The following is a 22,973-nucleotide window of genomic DNA, read 5'->3' on the forward strand; positions in this document are numbered from 1 at the left end:
GGCAATCCCCCCGTGGTTGCTCTCCGTCCGGGGTAGGCACGGGGAGATTGCCCCTACAGCCATTTCATCTCCTTATTCTGCAACACCAGAAGGAAATGCTTGACTGAGATGCCCGATCGGTTTCATTGCCAATTGCCGAGACTCATAAACTGAAGTCGCCGAAGCCATAGCGGTGGTCGTCGATTCGCTCCAGCGCACGAGCCAAGTGGGTTGCACACCGAGCCAGATAATCAGACCCGTGAGTGCCAGCGCCGGAAGTTGTTCTAACCAGGTGACTCTAGGATAGTAGGCAGTCTTCGTGTCAAGCTTGCCAAAACAAGTCCGGTTCAGCAAAATCACAAAATAAACGGCGGTTAATGCCGTACCCACCACACACAGCAGCGTCGGTAAAGGAAACGCAGAAAAGCTGCCTTGAAACACCAAAAACTCTGAAATAAAGCCCGCCATACCCGGAATTCCGGCACTTCCCATGCCTGCCAAGATCAGCAGTGCGCTAACCATCGGCAACCCACGAATCGGATTGAGCAACCCGTTGAGCACATCTAAATCGCGAGTGCCGACCTTTGACTCGATGATGCCCACGAGATAAAACAACAGTGCCAAAATTAGACCATGACTGACCATCTGAGAAACGGCACCGACTAGGGCTAAGGGCGTTAACGCGATCGTCCCCAAGAGAACATAACCCATGTGCCCGATCGAGCTATAAGCGACCATGCGCTTAATGTCTTTTTGAGCGATCGCGGCGAGTGCGCCATACATGACGCTAACTGCGGCGACGATCGACAATCCAGGCGCAACCAATGACCAAGTTTCGGGGAACAGCCCCAAGCAAAACCTGACTAAGCCGTAGGTGCCCAGCTTGGCTAAAACGCCGCCTAACAAAATTGCAGTCGGAGTCGAGGCTTCAACATAGGCATCGGGCAGCCAGGTGTGAAGCGGCACAAGCGGAATTTTGATGCCAAAGCCGACAATCATCAGCGTTAGCAAGATTAATTGAGTGCGTTGAGACAGCCCTTGAGTGGCGATCGCGTCATAGTCAAAGCTAGACGCATGGGTCAACCAATTCATCGCTAAAAACGCCGCTAAAATGAGAATCCCAGAAACCGCCGTGTAGAGCAGAAACTTAATCGCCGCATAATCGCGTTTCTCGCTGCCCCAAATTGAGATCAGCAAATAAAACGGAATTAACTCCACTTCATAGAATAGGAAGAACAACAGTAAGTTTTGCGCGAGTAATGCGCCTGCCATACCAGCACTGATCAGCAAAACTAACGAATAAAATAATCGCGGACGCTTGAGAGGTGTTGACTTGGGAGACTGTGGATCGCTGCTAAAAATCACCAAAAAAGTCAGCAGGTTACTCAATGCCACCAACGGCAGCGACAAGCCATCGACTCCTAGACTATAGTTCAGTCCTAAAGTCGGAATCCAGGGCAGATATTCTGACATCTGTAGCCCCGGCGTTGAGAGATTGAATTGTGTGAGTAGATAGATCGTCCAAAGCAACAGGGTGCCAGAAATAGCGATCGCGCCCACTCGCGCCCGACTAGCAGAAATATTACCGGGGAGAAATCCGACCAATGCTGCCCCGATCGCAGGCAACCAAATTAATGCACTCAGCATAGTGATTTATGATCCTTTAGCCTAAAAATTGCTGATGAGATAAGCTAGCAGTCATCACTAGCACCATGTGCGAGAGCGAAGACCAACATAAAAAGACACCCAAGACAGTCACCCCAATCAAAATCGTCAACGCATAAAACTGCGATTGTCCAGACGTGCTGTATTTGAGACTTTGACCACTAAACAGGGTAGCTAAACCAAACAGATTGACTACGCCATCAACTAAATATTTATCAATCCAAGAAGTCAGTTGAGAAATTATTGCAACGCCAAGCACAACGGTATTGCGATAAAGTTTAGGCGTGTAGAAGTCATAAGCAACCAAATCTTGCAGCGCTTTAATCGGAAACTGCACAGGCTTTTGAATATAGTTGCCTAAGTAGATCGCTGCGCTCAGACCGCACCCAAAAAGGCTTGACCAGGTTAACAATAGTGCCATGTCTTTATTAAGACTTGCCCAATCAGGCAGCAGCGACAGCGCTTGCAAAATCAGCGGCAGATGCAGCGTAAAGGCAGACAGAATAATCATCGGTAGTGCCATTGGCCAATGCACTTCGGGCGATCGCTCTGACATTTGTTTGGGTTTGCCACCAAACACGAGGCTAAACACGCGAGTCAGTCCAAACGCGGTGAGAGCATTCACGATTAGCAATACACCGACGAGCCAGGGATGCCCAGATTCTTGCAGACCATCGGCAAGTTTTAGCATTGACCAAAAACTCCCGAAGGGCGGCAGTGCAATCAGCCCTAACGTGGCAACCACTAGCGCCAAGCCTGATACCGGACGACGTGCCCACAACCCTCCTAGCTGCGTGACATCTTGCGTAATGCTATTCCAAACAACAGCACCGCTACTCATCATCATTAACGCCATTGACAACGCGTGCGTTAACACAATCAGCAATGCCGCTTCGGTCTGTTGAGCGCTGATCGCGATAAACACGATGCCCATGTAGGCAGTCACCAGATAAGAAAAGGCTCGTTTGATGTCAATTTGGGCGAGGGCGATCAGTGAGCCACCGATCGCAGAAATTGACCCAATCACCATCATCGTAGACAGCACTACAGGCGACAGAGACAGCACGGGTTCTAGCTTGACAAGCACCCATGCACCTGTGGCAACCACGACAGAATTCCGCAAAATTGAAGCGGGAACGGGTCCTTCCATCGCTTCATCGAGCCACAAGTGCAGGGGAAACTGAGCGCACTTACCCATCGGGCCAGCAATTAACGCCAATCCGATTAGGGTAATCACGCCTTGATCAACCTCTGCTGTTTTCGCCCATTCTGCCAATTCTGAAAAGTTCCAGGTTCCGGTAATCGGCAGCAGTGCAATCACGCCCATCAGCAAAAATAAGTCACCAATTCGCTTAGTGAGAAAGGCATCTCGCGCCCCCGTCACCACTAACGATTGGTTAAACCAAATGCCCACAATTAAGTAGGTGCCGAGGGTGAGAATTTCGAGAATGATGTAGCTAAAAAACAGTGAGTTGCAGAGAGCAAGAGCAGTCATCCCGGCTTCAAACACTGCCATTAGCGAATAGAGTCGTCCCCAGCCCCAATCCATCTCCATGTATCCGATCGCGAAGATTTGCGCCAGCAAATTCAACCCCGTGACGACGACAATTACGCCGACCGTCAGTGAAGAAATCTCGATCGGAATGGTTAAATCTAGCCCCGCTACTTGCAGCCAGGGAATCAAGATCTGTCGGGCAGGTTGGTTCCAGGTTGCGGTCAGCGCGATCGCCGCATGAACAAACGACAGAAAAGTCATAATGGCGTTGACATACCCCGCAGGGCGCGGCCCAGTGCGGCGAGTGATGCCAGGAAACCAAAGGGCAGAAAGGGCTGCGCCTAAAAGTGAGTAGCAGGGAATTAACCAGACGGACTGGAGGAGCAGGTGAGCCATCACGTTATCTCAGAGTATAAAGCTAGAGGAAGACTGGTTTGTAATCTACAACGATCGCCGATCGATTGCAAAGAATGCAATTTGGGCAGCACTAATGTTTTTTTAAGATTCGCAACTCATTACAATTTCTATCACATCCTCAAGTCAAATAGAGTCATCTTTATTAATAGAAACCGTTGGATTTTTTGATGGCTTGAATAGACTCCAACATATTGACATGGCAATTCCTGAACAGATGAAGTACATCTAACTTGCCGACTTAACGTATGCTAAAAAGTCAAAAGTGCTTGGGCATTCGCTATGAGTGGGTTCACAAAGCCAATTGAGCAAAACAAATCTGGGCTGTGGCTAGGGCTGTTCGGTCTATGGGTCGGGTCTCTCTGTCTGCGATTTTGGGGACTCGGACGATTTAATGCCTTGGTCTTTGACGAAGTGTATTATGTCAAGTTTGCTCACAATTATTTGACACATACCCCGTTTTTTGACGGGCATCCACCCCTCAGCAAATATTTAATCGCGATCGGAATCTGGATCGGCAATCAACTTCCCGTTGGCAAAGACACGGTTAACTCACTGGCGGGTTCGCCCCTCAGCACCTGGAGTTATCGCTGGTTAAATGCGCTGACTGGCTCGTTTATTCCACTAGTGGTGGCGGCGATCGCTTATCAGCTCAGTCATCGCCGCAGCTACGCATTAATTGCCGGACTGTTTGCAGCCGCCGACGGATTATTTTTAGTCGAGTCTCGCTATGCCTTGAACAACGTCTACTTAGTGATCTTTGGGCTGTTGGGACAGTGGTTTTTTCTCAAAGCACTTGACGCACCGGGCAGAAAATGGCTGCTGTGGATGGCGTTAGCAGGACTATTTTTTGGAGCCTCCGCGTCGATTAAGTGGAACGGCTTGTGGTTTTTGTTGGGGGCATATTTGCTGTGGGGCATTGCGCTGGCGATTCGGCTAGTGAGACAGATGCGACGATCGGCGACTCCACTCCCTGACCCATTTGCCAACACGCCGCTTTACCGTCTGGCGCGGCTCAATTCCTTTTATCTGCTGCTGAGTTTGGGAGCCGTTCCCGCTATTTTCTACCGCCTGATCTGGATTCCTCATCTCAATCTCAGTCGCGATTTTGGCTTTTGGGAGGTGCAAAACCAGATTTTGTCTTATCACGAACGGGTCGGCAGCGGTGCCAACATTCACCCCTATTGTTCGACGTGGGTGAGCTGGATTTGGATGCAGCGTCCGGTTGCTTATTTTTATCAAGTTACTAGCAGTTTGACGGCTCCGATTCCGACGCGTGGCACGGCTTCGGCCATCACATCGGGAAGCGTCATTTATGACGTTCACGCGATGGGCAATCCGGTTTTGTGGTGGTTTTCAACAGGGGCGATCGCCCTTCTGATCTGGATTCTGCTCGAAAATCTCAACGCATTGCTCAGTCCGATCGAAACGCTCACGCCCCGTCAGCAAATCGGTTTGTTGCCGATCCAAGAAGTCTGGATTGTGCTGTTTCTCGTCGTCAATTATGCCGCCAATCTTTTGCCCTGGGTGCGCGTGACTCGCTGCGTGTTTCTCTATCACTATATGGGGTCTGCGGTTTTTGCATCGCTGGCGCTGGCTTGGCTAGTTGATCGCTGGTTTCGCAGCAACACGCCTCGACTCAGGCGTTTGGCAAACTGGACGATCGTGCTGGTATTAGTCGGTTTTGTCTTTTGGATGCCCGTTTATTTAGGACTCCCTCTGATGGGGTGGCAATATAATTTACGGATGTGGCAGATTGCGATCGGCAATTTTTGGCTACTGCGATGGATCTAAATCCGTCCTGTTAGTGCGACACTTCTAGATCAGGTACTTCTCCATTTCTTAAATTTTTTAGACCGTTCAATCTCATTACGATATGAAACTTTTATCTTTTAGAGCTTCACACGAATTGCGATGGGTTGGGATAATTGGCAGTTTTGGGGTCAGCCTTTGTCTCAGCACAATGCCAGTTCAGGCGCAAGTCTCAGAGACTCAAGTCGGAAAAACGGTCGAGGCGTTGCGGCTGGCAGCCCCCAAAACTGCAACCAAAAATGACGGTCTCTATAGCGAATGGCAGGTCAAACCCGATACGCTGGCGCGCTGGTCAAAACAGTGTACGGGTCGTGAGCTTTCGCCAACTGAGTTTGAAGCCAATGCCACCGCCGCCAAATCAGTCGTCACCTGCGTGATTCGCGATGTCTTGCGAGACGAATATCGCGCCAGTGGCAACAACGAGTTTATGGCAGTGCGTCGAGTGGCCGCCTGGTGGATGACGGGCGATGCGACCAGCTACGGCAAACCTGCGATCGCCCCCTATGTCGAAGAAGTGGTCAGCTTTTATAAGTGGCGAACTCCGACTACTGCGACCAAGCCTGCTCCAGCGACGAATGGCAGCCAAAACTCGGTTTACGATCGCTATATGAAAGCAGGCTATGCCGCCGATCAGCAGAAAGATGCCGCGACTGCGCTGCTCTACTTCACACGAGCGCTGGATGAGCGCCCCAACGACTCCTTTGCGATCCAAGCCATGCAAAACGCCAAAGCCTCGGTCGAGCGCGCTCGTGGCACCGCTAAACCGTCTCCTAAACCCTCAACCGAACCGTCCCCTCCTAAACGTTAACCGATCGTGATCAAACCACTTTTTCACTACTTAATAGTTGGCACAATGCTGGCTTATGCCCCCATTGCGTCTGCCGTTGAATGGACTAAGATTGCCGAAAATTCTGTTAACGACAAGTTTTTTGTCGATGAAAGCTCGATCCAGCGCAATAGCTCGATCGTGTGGTATTGGGAATATCGCGAATTTCCCCAGGCAAACAATGCCTTTTTAGAAACGAAAGTCGATCAGCCGCTACACGGAGCGGTGATCCGATGGTCAGTAGACTGCACCAACAAGTCACAGCGCTTAAGAAAGGTCAACGCTTATACCAAAAATAGAAAGCTGATTCAAAAGTTTGAGTATGGAGATAACGGAACGTTATCGCAGCCAAAACCCGGAAGCAGTGCCTATGCAGTTGTTGATTATGTCTGCACACCCAAAGATCAGGCAAAGCCCGAACCTAAATAATCCCCGTTGGTAGAATCCACTCATTCAAGGCTTTGAGCGTCGCAGTTCAGACAGCAACGGAGCTAATTCTGCTGCTGTCAAATCACGCCAGTCGCCGGGTTGCAGCCCTTCCAGACGGAGGTGAGAAATCGCTACCCTGACCAGTCTCAGCGTCGGAAACCCGATCGCGGCGGTCATGCGTCTAATTTGGCGGTTGTGCCCTTCAGTCAGGGTGATCGCTAACCAGCAGGTTGGAATCGCTTTACGATCGCGAATCGGCGGATTACGGGGCGGCAAGTCAGGCTCCTGCTTGAGTAATAAAACGTCAGCAGGACGGGTGCGATAATCCTGAATCTGAATGCCTTGACGTAACGGCTCTAAGTCTGCCTCGTCAGGAATGCGCTCAACTTGAACCCAATAAGTGCGGGGATGCTGAAACTTGGGGTCACTTAACCGATGCTGAAGCGCGCCGTGATTGGTCAGCAGCATTAGCCCCTCGCTATCCTGATCTAGCCGACCGACGGGGTAGACCGATCGGACTGGCACATAATCTTTTAACGTCTGTCGCGGCGGCTGGCTGCTGTCAGTAAACTGACTGAGAACGTCAAAGGGTTTGTAGAACAGTAGATAGCGATGGGGCATAAATCACGGCAGCATTCCCTAATCAAACGTCAGTTCGACGAGTTTTTTCGCTTCGTCAAGAGCGGCTTCTGCCCCCTAAATCCCCCATTTTGGGGGACTTTGAACCGGAAATTTTAGCTTAAAGTCCCCCAATTTTGGGGGATTTAGGGGGCGCGATGGACTAGTAACGAAGTCGTCGAATTCACGTTAATCAATTCTGACGCGGAACCGAGCAAAGCCCACATTATTAGCCGGGGTGTTTGGAACTGTCCCTAAGTCAAAAATCGCTGACCCGTTCAAATTCCGCCGATCGGTGCAGGCGTTATTTGGGGGCAACGGGGCCAGCGGCGAAAAGAAAACGCCTCCGGGTGCGGGTTGGGCACTTCCCGATCGGATCGCCTGACTCTCTCTGACAAACGTCGTGTTAGTCGGCACTGCGTCACAAATGCTGGCACCAAACAAAGGCTGAGTGCCATCTGACAGATAGTAAATCGTGTATTCAATCTCATCGCCACTTTGCAGCGGGTTGGCGCGATCGCCACTGATAACGCCGACCGGAGAAAGCTGCGACCAGCCAGGAGCCGTGTCGTTTAAGTCATTTGGGTCGTCTACAAATCGATCAAACCGAGTCTGCACACCTCCGCGAGTCGTCGCCGTAATCCGCTTCACCAGTCGAAATTGAGTCGCCAAGTCGATCGGGGTTGGCGTGTTGTCATCGTCAGGAATGCCGTTGCCGTTGGCATCAGGGGTCACCCCACTGGTCGAAGTGTCTCTAAGCGGGTTGCCTCCAGGGTCTCGCGCCGTCCCGATCGCGGTGTTGAAATAAGTCCCTTGTTTGCCGCCCGGAGTCAGCAGAACGTTGAAGCTCACCGTTGCGGTTTCTCCTGCTCCAAGACGGTCAGTGCCCGCTAACAAATTCACGTCGCTACGTCCGTTGAAATTCGGGTTCACCTGCAATCGCGGACTGGTGACCGAGCCAGGAACGATCGTAAAAGCTACGGCTCCGGTAAAGGTCGATGACAGGTCGTCTGCCACCTGCACAGCGGTTAAATCGACCACACTACTATTTTGCACCGTGACCAAGTAAGGGATCGTGAAAGTGCCATCGTTGTTATCGACCGGAACCCCCACCTGTTTTGCAATTCCCAATCGAGGCTGTGGTGCCGGGATCAGCGATTGCACCACCAGATTTTGAACCTCGTGAACGTTATTTTGGTTGCCAGTCGAAGCCGCAAAACCAAACTTAAATGCGTCTGGAAACCCTGATGGCGCAGGCAAGGCCGCGACCACGGTTTGAAACCCAGAGCCAAAATCTACCTCGACTCGAATCGTCGGCGCTGCCCCCGGTGTTAGTGTGATGCGGGCAGTTCTGCGGGCGACAGTTCGAGTTGTTGCCGTGCTATTGTCGATTCCTGCTGCTAGGGTTCCTGAGTTAGAAATATAGCAATAGCCTGTCTGCCCACTGCCCGCCCCGCGCACCGTCACCGAATCTGGAATCAGTCGGCTACCAAACGGAGACGGCGTACAGGTCGGGTCGCTGCCGCTGCCTCGCCCTTCGGTGTCATTGGCAAAATTGCCAAACTCGTCGAACCCGATTCCTACATATCCCCCCAATAGACCCGGCTGATTGACTGGCTCAGTGGGCACGATCGTATTAATGCGTTGAGCGTAGCCCAGTGATCCCCCAAACGATCCTGCCCGCGTCGGGTTGGCATTGGCATTGATCAAAAAGAACGTCAGCCCATCGGCACCCGTGCCGTTGTAGGCGAAAAAATCAAACGAAATAGACAGTCCAAACTGCGATGGAATGGGCTGGTTATAAATGACAAACCCTCGCTGATTTGGGTCATTGGTGGTTAACCGCAGCGCTCCCGAACCATTCGGATCGAGGTTGCCTGATGAACAGTTTGGGATTGTAGACCCGCTTACTGGTGGAGTTGCCGTCAAGCAAGGAAGACCGCCCACCCCTAAGCCCGATCCCCCCGAAATAAAGGGCGAGATCGTGGCAGATTCTTTAAAGGTTTCTTGAAAGAGAACGGTTTGAGCACTGACAGAAGTAGGGCGGGTTGCCAGCAGGAGGCAAGTAAGACCACCTACTAGCTCACATAAACGTCGAGTTGATAAGCCGAGTCGGGAAGATTGCACGATTCAGGATCTCCTTTGAGCAACCAGAAGTGATCGTCGGCTGCCCAGATTGATAGAGCACGAGGAATTGAGTCGGGTTGAGCGTTGAGGTAATGCCACAAGTCGCAGTCAGCAAGTCCTAACTCGATCGTGGCATCACCCCATTTCGTTAATTGATTCGGACGCGGAAGCGCACAAAACCAAAGTTGTTGCCTGCGGTGTTAGGAACGTCTCCTAGTCCAAAAATCACCGATCCGTTGGGATTGGTTTGATTTTGGCAAGCGTTTCCAGCAGGCAGTGGAGCTAATGGCGAGAACGGAGTGCCTCCCGCAGTTGGGGCGGTGTTGTTCCGTTGAATCTGCGCGGTGTTAGCTAAGAAGCCAGTGCCCGTCGGAATTTGGTCACAGAGGTTAGTGCCAAATGCCACGGTTGGCCCATCGGATAGGAAGTAAACCGTGTAGGTAATTTCGTCTCCGGTGCGAATCTGGTTGCCTCCTGTGACTCTAATTTGCCCTCGAAGCGGAATTTGTGACCATCCGGGGGCATTATCGTTCAGCGTTGAGGGGTCATCCTGAATGGCGTTGAAGTCAAATCCAGGAATAGACGCACCATTGCGAGTCACATTGGTGATGCGTTTGACGAGCCGCAGCCCTTGACCGCCGATTCCGAAACCAAAGTTAGCAGTCAAGACCGATTGCCTTGGGGCCAGCGTCACCGGAAGGGTGACTGGCGTGGTGGCATTGGCACCTCCAGGCGGGGTGACTGTCACGGTGTAGTTTCCGGGCGGCACATTCTGGAAGCTGTAGTTGCCGTTGGCATCGGTGATGGTGGTGCCGACGACGGCTCCTGCGGCGTTTCTCAACGTGACTGTGACTCCCCCAATGCCAGGATCACCGGGGTCAGGGGTGCCATTACCATTCAGGTCATTAAAGACCAGAGTTCCGATCGTGCCTGGTGCAGTTCGCAGTCCGATCGGGACGTTGAAGACTTGCCCTGGCGTTAAGGCAGGAACAGGCTGTGGATTAGGTGTGGTGCCCGTAAACCCAGCCGGGGGTGTGGCAATAACCGTAAACGCAATGCCCGGTGGCACGTTGGTAAAGGTAAAGTTCCCTGCTGCGTTAGTGTTAGTGCTAGCAAACGGATTGCCCTGAGGGTCGAGCAGCGTGACTGGCACGTTAGGAAGCGGCGGCTCACCGGGGTCAGCCACGCCATTGCCATTGAGGTCATTAAAGACCAGGTTGCCGATCGTCGCAGGGGCTTGTCTGACTCCAAAGTCTACGGTGTCAATGTTGGCACCTGCCGGAAACACCACAGTCTGAGTCAGACTCGGTGCGCCTGGGGGAGCGGGTGCGCCTGTGGAAGTCGTCGTTGGCGTGAAGCCAGCCGGGAGAGTGCTAATCGTCACCGTGTAGCCCGCACCGACTGAAGCGGGTAGTCCCGTAAAGCTGTAGGTTCCCGTTGCACTGGTGGTCGTAGTCTGGGTAGCGATATTCGGGCCTGTCAAGGTGACGGTGACCCCAGCTAGACCCGGCTCAGTACCGTTTTGAATGCCGTTGCCGTCAAAGTCGTTAAAGACGCGATCGCCCAGCGTTCCCGTTTGAGCAAAGACCCCAAAGTCTGCGGTGTCAATGGTTTGACCAGAGCCAAGCGTGACCGAGAGGGGCGTAGGCGTGGTGACTCTAGAGCCAGCCGGGGCGGTAGCGGTGACGGTGTAGTTACCAGGCGTGACATTGGTGAACTGGTAGGTTCCGCCTGCGTTCGTGGTCGTAGTTGCGACAACTGCGCCTGCCTGGTTTCGGAGCGTCAGCGTGACTCCAGCAATTCCAGCGGTTTCGCCGGGGTCTTGAGTGCCGTTGTTGTTGGCATCATTGAAGACGAAATCTCCGATCGTGCCGGGAAGCTGTCTTAACCCAAAGTCAACCGTTGGCACGTTTTGACCAGGATTGAGGGTCGCGATCGTCTGCACCAATGGGGTCGTATTTGAGAACCCAGACGGCGGCGTGACCGTGACCGTGTAGTTGTTCCCCGGTGGTACATTGGTAAACTGGTAGTTACCATTGGCATCAGTTACCAGGGTTGCTAAGACGGTTCCTGCCGAATTTCTCAGGGTGAGAGTGGCTCCTGCGACTCCGGTTTCTCCGGGATCTTGAATGCCATTGCCATTGAGATCGTTGAAGACCGTATCGCCGATCGCACCTGGAGTCTGCCGAATCCCAAAATCTACTGTAGGAATGTTTTGCCCTGTGGTTAGCGTCACCGTTTGCGGGTTAGTATTGGTGCCACTAAAGCCCGCTGGCGGCGTTGCCGTGACGGTGTAGGTTCCTGGATTGAGGGCGGTGAACTGATAATTTCCGGCAGCGTTGGTTACGACGGTTTGGTTAACCGGATTGTTGTTGGTGTCTGTCCCTGAAAGGGTGAGGGTGACTCTTGTAACTCCGGTTTCTCCGGGATCTTGAATGCCATTGCCATTGAGATCGTTGAAGACCGTATCGCCGATCGTGCCCGTGCCCGTATTGGCGGTGATCGTGGTGGTTTTGGTGACAACCTGTGGGGTCGGTGCTGGAGAATTGGACTGTTGACGAACGCGGGTGTCTAGAAAAGAAGTCGCGTTAATTAGGGTGACATCCTGGGGAGGTGCGCCCGCGTTGGGGGTCACCCGCAGAATAAAGCTGCGCGTTTGCCCCGGTGTGAGAATCCCGGTGTCGGGTACATTGTTGCCATCACTTTCAGGCAACGGGTTTCCGGCTGAGTCGAGTAAGACCGCCGTGTAGTTGCCGTTGGTTCCGGTGACTACTAGATTGATAATATCGGAGGTAAAAAAGTTGTTGGTGACGGTAAACGGGTGATCGACCGCAGTGCCGATCGTGGTTGCAAGAGTCGTATCGGGCGTGATCGTGAAGTTTCCAGCTCTAGTGGGCTGACGATCGAACAAGGGAATTCGATTTCCCGGTGTGGTGCCGATGTTGGCTTCCAGCAGCGCTTGGTTATTTGAGCTGTAGTTACTGAGCGTTAATGTCCAGATTCCTGCATTGGCAAGACCTGCCACAGGGATGCTATCACCGCCATTGTTGAGGTCACCATTGTTGTTCCAAACCGCGTTGCCTGAAATAGTTCCACCAGGGACAGGGCCCGTCGGGCTAGTGTAGGAAAGCGTAACAGTGGGGTTGAGGTTGGGGCTGTCTAGGTCAAAGTCGCGAAGAAACAGATTAGTGGTGCCGGGAGGAATGAGTGCGAAAAACGGAACCGTGATATTTCCGCCTGTGTCCTGCTGAAACGTGCCTTTCACCTGACCGATCAGCAGGTTAGAAACCCCTGGAATCGAGATCAGGAAGCCATTATCGTCGTTATTGAGGAGGACGTTAGTGCCCCCGGAAATAGGAAGTGCCCCCGTCTCACTGGTGACCGTGTAAACCCCTGGCACCGTGATCGCCGGAAAGCTGATATCTGCGGGACCCGTAAGCGTCTGATTACTAAGCTCTGTCCCCGCTGAGTCAAGAAGCCGAAAGCGAGTTGGATCAATGTTAGGGCCGCCAGCGCCAATGGTTCCGCCGTTCACCTCATCGCGAGGCCCGCCACTACCTGCGTCAATAATCGAAATAGTGACACTGCCTCCAGCGCTGGTGATATCAGCCTGGGTAAGGTTGATAAAAAATTGGTGAGGCTGATAGCCCCCTACTTTACCCGCTTGGTTGGTGGTATACCAGTCGCCAACGTTGGCAGGGCGAGACGGCCCACTCGTTTGAAAGTTGAGTCCTGGGAAGGATGGGAGTACAGTTTGAGCTTTTACCGGGTTAGGAGGGCAAAGCAAGACAGCCAGGGTGCTGCTAGCCAATAAGCACCAAACTTTAGAGAAACGACTCACTAACTTATGGGAAACAAACGATCGCACTACCTCACACCTCCTGCGGGTTCTAGTTGCAGGTCTTCTTCCTGAACAATCACTTCAATGTTTCTGGCATCTTTGTAGATCAGTTCGACGCGACGATCGCGCGCAAAGTCTAAGCGGGTGTCTCCATCAGAAATGCGCTGCCGTTCTCCAAACGATCGCACCGTCATCCGGGCGGGGTCAATGCCTTTGCGGATCAGGTAGTTTCGCGTCGAGATTGTTCGTCGCTTACCCAAATCGAGGTTATAAGCATCACTCGCACGGGGGTCAGTGTGTCCTTGAAGTTCCACAATAATGTTGGGGTTTTCTAAGAGGACTTGAGCAATGCGATCGAGTACTTTGGCACTCGTGGGACTGATGAAATCTTTATCGAGTGCAAAGTGAACGTTTTTAGGAACTTTAAGCACGATCGGGGTCGTCTGCGGCACCACCGGAACAGGTGGCACTTGAGCAACAGGCGGATTAGTACAGCGTGGAACTGCGTTCGGTGTCGGTGTTAAAACGGGGGTGGTCGTATCTGCCGTTCTGACTAGAGCGTTGCGCGCAGGCTCTGATGTGCCATACCGGGGATCAGTAGCGATCGCTGTCACCCGTTCTCCTGACTTAAGAGCATCTGCCGTGAGGGTGAACTGTCCTTGACTATCGGCCGAAGTCGATCCGAGTGGTTCACTTAACGGGCCGTAAGCAAAATCTCCTTCAGTGACGCGATAGATCTCAACCTGTGAGCCGGGGTCAGCTTTTCCGGTCAGTTGGGCTTGAGTGCCAGAAAGAATAAAGTCTCTAGAAGTAAATTCGGGGGCGTTGATCGCCTCGTTGCCAGTGTCTTTGCGACGATTGGGCGAGTTGCGCTTGGGGTTAATGTTGTCGCCGCGCTGATAGTCGTGAACACTAACATTATCCTGAGTGACTAAATCAATGCTGAGTCCTTCAAGTGCTGAAAACCGATTGTCTTGAATCACATTGCGACTGCTGCGCGGGAAGGAAGCCACAACTACGCCAGGGCCGGCTTGATGCGCGATCGTGTTGCCAGTCACCTGATGGTCATTGCCCATTAAGTAAACCGCCGCTCGACGATAGCGCCGACCGTTATAGGTGATTTGGTTATCGCGAATCTGAGCCGCGCCTTGAGGCTTAAACAGGTAAACTCCTGCGCCATCGTTGCCGCAAATCAGATTTCCGGTCACTTGCGCTTGAGCGATGTTGCCCTCAAGCCGAATGCCGTCGGGCATTCCAGCGATGCCGTTGCCGACGATCGCGTTTTCGGTGACGACTAAGTTATCCGATCTCACCGAAGTAATCACCGCGCTGCCATCATGATTCGCAATCCAGTTACGCCGAATCGTGGTGCCTGTGCTGTTAAACACCGACACGCCAAACGCCGAAGTTGTCGGCGGAACACTTTGATCAGGGCGAATTCCTAGCCAGTTGTTCTCAATCAGAACGTTTTTAGGAGGAACGTCACGATCGTAAAAAGGCGCGTTGCTGGCAGGCATGGCTTGCTGACTGACATCGGGAGGTGGCAAGCGATGCGCGATAAAGATGTCTGCCGGAGGCGTTCTTGCTGTGTCGTCATGGTCGTCAGTAAAGCCGTAAATGCTTAAACCGCGAATCGTGACGTTATCGGAAACTACTGTTAAACCACGAGGAACAAATGCGCCTTGAGTGGCAGTGAGTTCGACGATCGGAGCAGCCAGCGGCAGTTCTGCGATCGCGGGAGTGTCTGCCGCATATCCAGTTTGCGTCGTGCCGTCGATCACCAGCGGGACGGCTAAATCAGGCAACTGCCGCGCAACTCGAATCACCGTTTGTCCAGTTGGAAGCTGAAAGGCGATTTCTGAAGTCTCCCCCGTTGCCGCCGAGACTTGAGCTTTTTCAGCCTCACTGAGCCGATCGACCGATAGCGTTCCGTTGACTAGCTCGATCGCTTCTCGCAATGTCAGCCCGCCATCGGCTTGAACGCTATCTTGATCACTATTGACAACCACTCGTAGCCGAGCCGAGGCTGCTTCTTGCGCCAGTAGTGGAGCCATTGGCAACCACCCAAAAACCGTTAACAGCAGCAGTGAGATTAGCCTTTGTTCGCCCTTCACCCTGTTTCCTTTTTGCTTTCTTCGATTGCTCATCATTGTCCTTCTCCCACAACCACGTTTGCCGTCGGCGTTTGTTGCAGCGTTGCTGCGGGTGCGATCCCAGGAATTTGTGACTGCGTGGGCGGTAGTGTTGCCGTAGGTTTAATCTGTGACTCTTGCTGTTGCGGCGGCGCAACTTTTTGCAAGCCAAAGCCATTAAAGAGTTCGTTCACCTTGAAGGAGAGGGCTGCATAAAAGCCACCTTGCGATCGGCTGCCATCAAAGTCGCGATCGTTGTTGATGTCTCCAAAGCTATATCCGGCTGCCACTCTGAGATTGGGCGTTAGGTAATAGCCCACTTCGAGCAAAAATCCGACCTCGTTAAAGCCTGTGATTGATTGTCCGATCCACCGCACTTCGCCGCCCAAATCCCAGTTGTAGCCGAGTCGATAAGTGGCCCGTAGCTGGCTTAAGGAAATGAAGTTCGTGCCGACTAAATCTCGCGCTGAGTAAGATTGAGTGCTTCGCAGGGCATATTTGCCGAAGAATTCCCAGCGAAAGTTAGGGGCATAAATCGCTTCGATCGAGCCTAAATGCACCTTTGAGCCAGTGCCGCTGCCAAACAACAGCGTGGTCGGGTTCACTCCAGGATTTTGCCGATATTCATAGCGGAACAGCATATTGAACTTATCGCTATTGGGATCGCGGTAAGCCAAGCCGACTTTGACATTTGACGTGTCGCCCAACCCGGTAAGCAACTGATTAGAGGCGTTGGCTTGCTGGAAGCGGACTAATGCCGTCAAAGCAGGAGAAACCTTTCCAGCGGCTCCGGCTGACCAGACGGTATTGTTACCTAAGTCTGAGTTGCGGCGCTCAAACCGCGCACTCGCCTTAAAGTCTGGGTTATCGGTGTATTCGACCCCAACGCTGTAGCTATCGCCCGAAGTCACACCCAGCGAGGCAGAACTTTGCCCGACTGCGTAAGGTTGAGCAAACTGCTGACCTGCGCCAGTGTAGGCAAAGATGTCGCCAAAAATCCGCTCGTAGCCGAGGTTAATTCGCAAACCGGGCGACAGCACAATTCGGTGATTGAGTCCGATCGCGCCTTGCCCCGTTACGCCTCCATTCACCCCCGACAGCACGGCATAGCGCCCAGTGATCGAGGTGTCGTCGCTCAACCGCTGATCGACGAGTGTCTCTAAACTAGTGATCGAGTTGTTAGAAAACTGACCGCCAGAGAGAAACTGCTGCGCCAGTCGCATCGTTACACCCGGATAGACTTTCCAATCCAGCCCTAACGTGGTGCGATCGGGGTAAAGCGAATCGTCGCTGCCTAAACTAAGTTCGTTTTGAGCGCGAAAGGTGAGGCGATCGTTAAACGGCACCGATAACCGCGAAACCAGTTGGTTGCTGTCACCGTCGAGATTGTTGGTAACGCGATCTTCACGACTGCGGTTAACCCAATCTAAACTAGCGGTAACGATGCCAAATTTCTGCTCGACCCCCGCGCTGATCGTGGTCAGGCTGTTGTCAACGCGACCTGCCCGCAGCGGTTCCTGTCCGCAGGGTGACACACCGGGAGTCGTACAGAAAACGTTGGTGCTGAGGTCAAACGCATCAACCAAGCCGATCGTGTTGACCGAAGCAATCCCGAAATTAACTTCGCGATCGATCTGTGCCCGAAACTGAGTGTTTTCTCCCACTTTTGCTGCGACGTTTGCCCCAAAGCGGGTTTGCCCCGGCGTAAAGCTAAACGTGGCGTTGTTTGAGAAATTCTCGTCGGTCGATCGATAATAGGCTCGTGTTAACAAACCCGGAGCTAGGGTTGCTTTGGCTTCGACTCGATAGGCAGAACCCGAAACCTTATCTGAAAAAGGATTGGCGTTGTTCGATCGGGCATATTCCGCCACAATCTGTCCATCTTTGCCAAACGAGTACAGTGCATCGACTCCAAATAGCTCAAAGTCTTGGCTGCCCTTGTCTTCTCTCAGATAGCTCAACCCTGCCCAGCTTTCTCGCTTGGCTTCGCGAGAGAAGTTATATTGCAGTCGCCCCGCGTAGAGGTCAGTGCCACCTGTGCCGATGCCTTCATATTCATAAGTGACGACGATGCGCCGCACTAGCACCCGCCCAAACAAATCAAACTCAGTCGCTTGAATCGGACGGCGGAAGATGATCGAGCCGCGATCGTAGTCAATCTCATAATCCTTAATGCGATAAAGCGGCACTCGCTCAACAACGCTACCCGGACGGTTGATTTCTTCCGTCTCGATAAACACGTTTTCACTACCGCCGATCAGCAACCGCCGTGACAAGAAGTAATAACCACTCGTGCCGTTTGCGGCGATCGTATCTCGCTGAAAGCCGTCCAGATTATTGCCATAAGCTAAGGTGGCTTGCAGATCGCCGAAGTTATAGTTGGCTTTAAACCCGTGCAGTTGACGAGTCGTCGCCGTAAAATATTGCGATGCGGTGGCAAACTCCTCGGTGCGATAGTCGCCCCACATGGCGTAGTTTTGTCCGCCTCCGGGTGCTGTCTGCTCAAGTTTGAAGTAGACGCTATCGATCGAAGGCGTTAAATAATCAACGGTCGAGCTATCGCCATAAGTTGGATAGTTTTGGTCGCAGAACTGAAGATCGCGAAATAGTCGCGTCGTGCCGTCGCAGGTTTCGTTGAGCGGACGTTGATTGTTAAAAGCCCCTGTAAACAGCCAGTCGCCTACTTTGCCTGTGGCAAAAATAGCGGTGCTGACATCAAATCGAGTCCCGTCTACTCCAGGCGGCAGAAAATCTCGATATCGGCTATAGAAGTCGGTTCCGCCTGCCCCAATGCGAACATTAATTACCCCTGACACCAGAGACGGACGCAGATTTGTGATGAACTCAACGTCGGTGTAAGCTTCCAGATTTTCAGAATCAGACTGTCCTGGCAAGGTGGTCGGAAACGCGAAAGGAGGCTCTGTCAACTTCAGATCTTTTTTCGGCTCGTCGATCGCCGCCCGAACTCGCACTTTCTTCGGCTCTAGCGTAGACTGCAACTCGACCGAAAACCGCCCCTGTCGAGCCATGACTTGGAACCCAGCCCGATCGGTGTCGGCATCTGCGCCAATAAACTTACCCGCACTGCTGGTCAACGTCACCGTTGCATCCACGTTTACCGGAGCGCCGCTTTCATCCACAATCTGTCCAGAAAGGGTGACGGTTGAGCGACCATCGGCGGGAACGCGAGACGTGGATGCGGGAATCAGTTCGACGCGAACGATCGGCGCTTTTGTCGAAGTCGGATTAGCGACAGGTGCAACCGATCCGCCAGGTGGAGTTGGAGTCGAAGCAGGGGCTTGCGGACTTGCCGGAGGCGCGATCGGTGCGACATCTCGCGGACTCGGCGTTTGCTCTCGTGGGGTCGGCTCTGGAACCTGTGCGGTTTGAGAATTTTTGGCTGATGGCTTAACAGGAGTCAGATTGAGGGTCGCCGCGAGGTCTAAAGAATTGGGTAGCAGAGGCGCGGTTTCTGTGGAGTTGCCGATTGTGCTAACGGCTGCCAGCGCTTCAGACGCAGGAGGTAACTCAACGGCTCGACTGACTGAGGCAAGCGTAATCGCTCCAAAGGTAGAGGTAATTAAACTCAGCCCAAATTTAACTGATGAGAGGTAGTGCATCACTTGCGTCGTCCCTCCCCAAAGGTTGGTGTCACTGCAAAATTCATTCTGACCAGACCGCCCGGAGCGACTTTGACGAGCCGTGATTGGCTATTGTTTTCAATGCGATAACGGTTTGGCGCTAAGGTATACCCCGGTAAACTTGTCAGGTCGAGGGTGCCATTGCGGTAGCCTGCGATTACAAATTGCAGCGAGTATAAGCCGTTTGCATCAGTGGTGATGCGATTACCGTCATCCATAAAGATCACGGCATTGGGAACGCCCGGTTCTCCTTTTTGCTGTTCGCCGTCAAAGTTCTTATCGACAAACACCCGACCCAAGATGGTGCCGCAATCCGATAAAATTCCGTTGCGAATTCTCAATAAGTGGCTGGCAGTGTTGCTCGTTAACGGCCCTAGCGGGCTAGTTCCTTGGGCAACGGCGAGGTTGCGTCCCGTACCGCGAATCGCGTCAGGGGAGAGAACGGCGGCGTAGACCAGCGTCAAGGTTTGCTGAGGTGCTAGGGTTCCGGGGAAGTTGAAGGTGATCACCGATCGGTTCACCGTAGGTCGAGCCAGGGTGCTGCTGACATCGCTAGTGGTGCCACCCGTTGTCAGTGAAGCCTTTTGAGATTTTGAGATGAATTGAAGTCCGAGGGGTAACGTATCACGAACCGTAATATTCGAGGCTGTTGCGGAACCTGTATTGCGAATGACCAGTCGATAGATCACGGTGTCGCCGGGTTCGGCGGCAGCTCGATCGCCTGTTTTCACGAGTTCTAAACCGGGGCGACCTGCCACCGTTGCAGTCACAGAAGTTGGGTTAGAAGTGACACCCTGAACAGGAGTAGTGGGATCAGCCGCAGGGCGAAAGTTGCCAGTCGCTGTATTAACCACATCAGTCGCGGTCTGACTATTGGCAGGCAAAATCCGACCCTTTAAGCCTCCTGTAAACAGAAGCACTAGTAGAAGACGCAGGAGTCCACTCCCCAACGGCTTTGTCGGGAAATTCATCAAAAACACCACCACACTAATTTTTACCGTCTCAGTAGATGTACGCTGATCAGTTCATCAGTTCACAAGTGAAACTGAATTTCTGATGCATAAAATTATTTACAAGTCAATATTCTTTCTCGCCTCAATTAATAGGTTGAACAGATGATACGGTAACTTCAAGGAATTTTTTAACTGTTTATAATAAATTTATATTTGTTTTCGTAAAAACGAACAAATTTCCTATTAACTAAAGAGAATTCCTCCTATCCCTAGAGGTTCGTGTAATAAAAATTAGGGTTCTAAGCGCTACTAGAAGCCGATGTAAGAAATACTACTAAAGATTTGACTGACTCTGGTGAGCCAATTTCGGTTTGTGCAAATCGTCGTGGAGAAGCAAGATTTGTCACCCAAATTTGCGAATCTACCATAAAATTGGCTAGTTTCTCTGCTCATATTCAGCCTGCTTCATCCTCAACGTTAGACCTGTGCTGGTTACGATTTTTAAGTAGCTACTTAAAGCTGGAGTGGATTTTGAGACAGCTACTTGATGAGGCGAGATCTCATTCAGTCTTCAATCTTCCCCTCCAGATACGATAACCTGGTCATGGAGGCGCTTTTCTGTTCCACCCTCCACCCGCCATGACGCAAAGCACCGAATTTCTCAGCCACCTCAACTCTTCGCAACGGCAAGCCGTCGAGCATTTTTGTGGGCCGCTTTTAGTGATTGCGGGGGCAGGCTCTGGCAAAACCCGCGCCCTCACTTATCGGATTGCTAACCTGGTGCTGACTCATCGCGTCGATCCAGAAAGCATTTTAGCGGTGACGTTTACCAATAAAGCCGCCAAAGAAATGAAAGAGCGGATCGAGAAGCTATTTGCCGATCGTCAAGCCCACAGCGAATTTGGCAAACCTTTATTAGAGTTGACAAATCAGCAGCAAACGAGCATCCGATCGAAGGTCTACAAAACCATCATCAAAGATCTGTGGATTGGCACGTTTCATGCCCTTTGCTGTCGTATTTTGCGCTTTGATATCGAGAAGTTTCAGGACGAAAAGGGACGCAAATGGACGAAGAACTTCTCGATTTTTGATGAGTCAGATGCTCAGAGTTTAGTCAAAGACATCATCATTAATAAACTGAATTTAGACGACAAAAAATTTGAGCCGCGATCGGTTCGTTATGCCATCAGTAACGCTAAAAACAAAGGTTGGTCGCCACGAGATTTAGAACAAGAGCAACCTAACTTTAGAGGCAGAGTGATTGCAAATGTCTATAGTATGTATCAAGATAAATTAGCTGAAAATAATGCAGTAGACTTCGATGATTTAATCTGGCTACCTGTGCAGCTATTTCGTCAAAATGAACAGATTCGAGCCTATTGGCACAAACGCTTTCGCCACATCTTAGTAGACGAATATCAAGACACCAATCGCACTCAATATGATCTGCTGCGACTGCTCGTAACCAACGGTGAATCAGCCGAGTTGTTTAACGAATGGGACTATCGATCGGTCTTCGTCGTCGGGGATGCCGATCAGTCGATCTACTCGTTTCGGATGGCAGATTTCAAGATTTTGATGGGCTTCCAGCAAGACTTTGGCGATAGTCTGCCCGATGACGACACCCGCACAATGGTGAAGCTCGAAGAGAACTATCGATCGACCGAAAACATTCTGCAACTTGCCAATCATTTGATCGACAACAACACCGAACGGATTGATAAAATTCTCAAGCCGACTCGTGGAGAAGGCGCTCCTGTTTATTGTCACCGTGCTGACGACGAGGTTGCCGAAGCCGAATTTGTGGTGCAACAGATTCGCACGTTAGAGCATCTGAATGCTGAACTTAACTGGGGCAAATTTGCGATTCTCTATCGCACAAATGCTCAGTCTCGTGCCTTTGAAGAATCGCTCGTGCGTTGGGGTGTGCCTTATAAAGTCGTGGGCGGATTGCGATTCTACGATCGTAAAGAAATCAAAGATGTCTTGGGTTATCTGAGAGCGATCGCCAACCCATCCGATACTTTAAGCTTGCTGCGGGTGATTAACGCTCCCCGTCGCGGAGTCGGCAAGACAACGATCGATGCGCTGCAAAAAGCCTCGGTTGAGTTAGATATTCCGCTTTGGGAGATTCTAATTGATGAAACTTCGGTTAAAAGTTTGGCGGGGCGCAGTTCAAAAGGGGTGATTAGCTTCGCCCAAATGATTCAGAAGTGGCGATCGCAGATGGATGCGGTTTCTGCCTCTGAGCTAGTGCAAGGCATTTTAGAAGAGTCGGGCTATTTAACAGACCTGAAAGCTCAAGGCACTGACGAAGCCGAAGAACGGTTTCAAAACGTGCAGGAACTCTACAACGCCGTTCTGCAATTTGAAGAAGAAAACGAAGACACGAGCCTGATTGCGTTTCTTGCGGGGGCATCTCTCGCCTCAGATCTCGATGACAAAGACGAAGAAGCCACCAAAGTTTCTTTAATGACGCTACACGCTTCTAAAGGGCTGGAATTTCCGGTTGTGTTTTTGGTGGGGTTGGAGCAAGGATTGTTTCCGAGCTTTCGATCGCTGGATGACCCGGCGGCGATCGAAGAAGAACGTCGGCTTTGCTATGTCGGCATCACCCGCGCTCAAGAGCGATTGTTTATCTCCTATGCTCGCGAACGTCGCTTGTATGGCAACCGTGAGATGGCTCAACCGTCGGCATTCCTAAAAGAGATGCCAAAAGATTTGATGGAGTCAAACATTACGGCGACTGTTCAAAGAACTAAATCGGCGGTTGCTAAACCAGAACGATCGCAGCCTCAAACTAGCAGCGTTGAAGCCGATTGGAGTGTGGGCGAACTGGTTGTGGATAAACGATTTGGGGTGGGCGAAGTGACTCACGTCTTCGATTCGGGAAATAAAACCTGTTTAGCGGTCAAATTTCCTGATATCGGGCGACGAATTATTGACCCTAGATTGACTCCTTTGCAGCGGGTGGATTGATAGAATTAAGGCATTGTTGGATAGCGGAATAATTTAACGTCAGTTCGACATAAGTGGTTTGC

General features: G+C 51.8%; 12 protein-coding genes. 4 read left to right on the forward strand and 8 right to left on the reverse strand.

Annotated features, from left to right (window positions below; genetic code table 11):
* Positions 1–72: 72 nt before the first annotated feature.
* Positions 73–1,626 carry an NADH-quinone oxidoreductase subunit M gene (locus C7B65_RS19795; RefSeq protein WP_073074383.1) on the reverse strand — a complete coding sequence of 518 codons (1,554 nt, stop codon included), beginning with the start codon at positions 1,624–1,626 and terminating at the stop codon, positions 73–75.
* A 16-nt stretch (positions 1,627–1,642) separates the two neighbouring features.
* Positions 1,643–3,535, reverse strand: coding sequence for an NAD(P)H-quinone oxidoreductase subunit F (locus C7B65_RS19800; RefSeq protein ID WP_073074382.1), 1,893 nt, complete (start codon positions 3,533–3,535; stop codon positions 1,643–1,645).
* 300 nt (positions 3,536–3,835) lie between these two features.
* Here C7B65_RS19800 and C7B65_RS19805 point away from each other — a divergent pair, with 300 nt between their 5' ends.
* The 3 genes from C7B65_RS19805 to C7B65_RS19815 all read left to right on the forward strand — a co-directional run bounded on the left by C7B65_RS19805 (position 3,836) and on the right by C7B65_RS19815 (position 6,620).
* The gene (locus C7B65_RS19805; protein ID WP_073074381.1) at positions 3,836–5,347 is read left to right on the forward strand and encodes a dolichyl-phosphate-mannose--protein mannosyltransferase; all 1,512 of its coding nucleotides are present in this window, start codon (positions 3,836–3,838) and stop codon (positions 5,345–5,347) included.
* A gap of 82 nt (positions 5,348–5,429) precedes the next feature.
* On the forward strand, positions 5,430–6,173 hold the full coding sequence (locus C7B65_RS27990) for a hypothetical protein (protein WP_181314453.1): 744 nt from the start codon (positions 5,430–5,432) through the stop codon (positions 6,171–6,173).
* Positions 6,174–6,179: 6 nt separating this feature from the next.
* The gene (locus C7B65_RS19815; protein ID WP_223257456.1) at positions 6,180–6,620 is read left to right on the forward strand and encodes a surface-adhesin E family protein; all 441 of its coding nucleotides are present in this window, start codon (positions 6,180–6,182) and stop codon (positions 6,618–6,620) included.
* Between the two features lie 24 nt (positions 6,621–6,644).
* On the opposite strand, the gene C7B65_RS19820 is transcribed toward C7B65_RS19815, so the two are convergent.
* The 6 genes from C7B65_RS19820 to C7B65_RS19845 form a co-directional block, all read right to left on the reverse strand.
* A complete protein-coding gene (locus tag C7B65_RS19820) occupies positions 6,645–7,241 on the reverse strand; it encodes a pseudouridine synthase (protein ID WP_073074379.1) in 597 nt (198 codons plus the stop codon).
* Positions 7,242–7,427: 186 nt separating this feature from the next.
* Complete coding sequence (locus C7B65_RS19825) at positions 7,428–9,365, reverse strand: L-type lectin family protein (protein ID WP_073074378.1); 1,938 nt, start codon at positions 9,363–9,365, stop codon at positions 7,428–7,430.
* Between the two features lie 148 nt (positions 9,366–9,513).
* Entirely contained in the window at positions 9,514–13,176 is a 3,663-nt protein-coding gene (locus C7B65_RS19830; protein WP_073074377.1) for an SdrD B-like domain-containing protein, read from the reverse strand.
* 56 nt (positions 13,177–13,232) lie between these two features.
* Complete coding sequence (locus tag C7B65_RS19835) at positions 13,233–15,320, reverse strand: OmpA family protein (protein ID WP_223257455.1); 2,088 nt, start codon at positions 15,318–15,320, stop codon at positions 13,233–13,235.
* A 32-nt stretch (positions 15,321–15,352) separates the two neighbouring features.
* Entirely contained in the window at positions 15,353–18,958 is a 3,606-nt protein-coding gene (locus tag C7B65_RS19840; RefSeq protein ID WP_073074375.1) for a hypothetical protein, read from the reverse strand.
* Positions 18,958–19,950, reverse strand: coding sequence for a DUF7507 domain-containing protein (locus C7B65_RS19845; protein ID WP_073074396.1), 993 nt, complete (start codon positions 19,948–19,950; stop codon positions 18,958–18,960). The genes C7B65_RS19840 and C7B65_RS19845 overlap by 1 nt, the downstream gene beginning before the upstream one ends.
* A gap of 621 nt (positions 19,951–20,571) precedes the next feature.
* On the opposite strand from C7B65_RS19845, the gene pcrA reads away from it, so the two are divergent.
* Positions 20,572–22,911, forward strand: a complete 2,340-nt coding sequence (gene pcrA, locus C7B65_RS19850; RefSeq protein WP_073074374.1) for a DNA helicase PcrA — start codon at positions 20,572–20,574, stop codon at positions 22,909–22,911.
* Positions 22,912–22,973: the final 62 nt, after the last annotated feature.

It is taken from the genome of Phormidesmis priestleyi ULC007 (assembly GCF_003003695.1).
In the GTDB taxonomy this organism is placed as follows: domain Bacteria; phylum Cyanobacteriota; class Cyanobacteriia; order Leptolyngbyales; family Leptolyngbyaceae; genus Phormidesmis_A; species Phormidesmis_A priestleyi_A.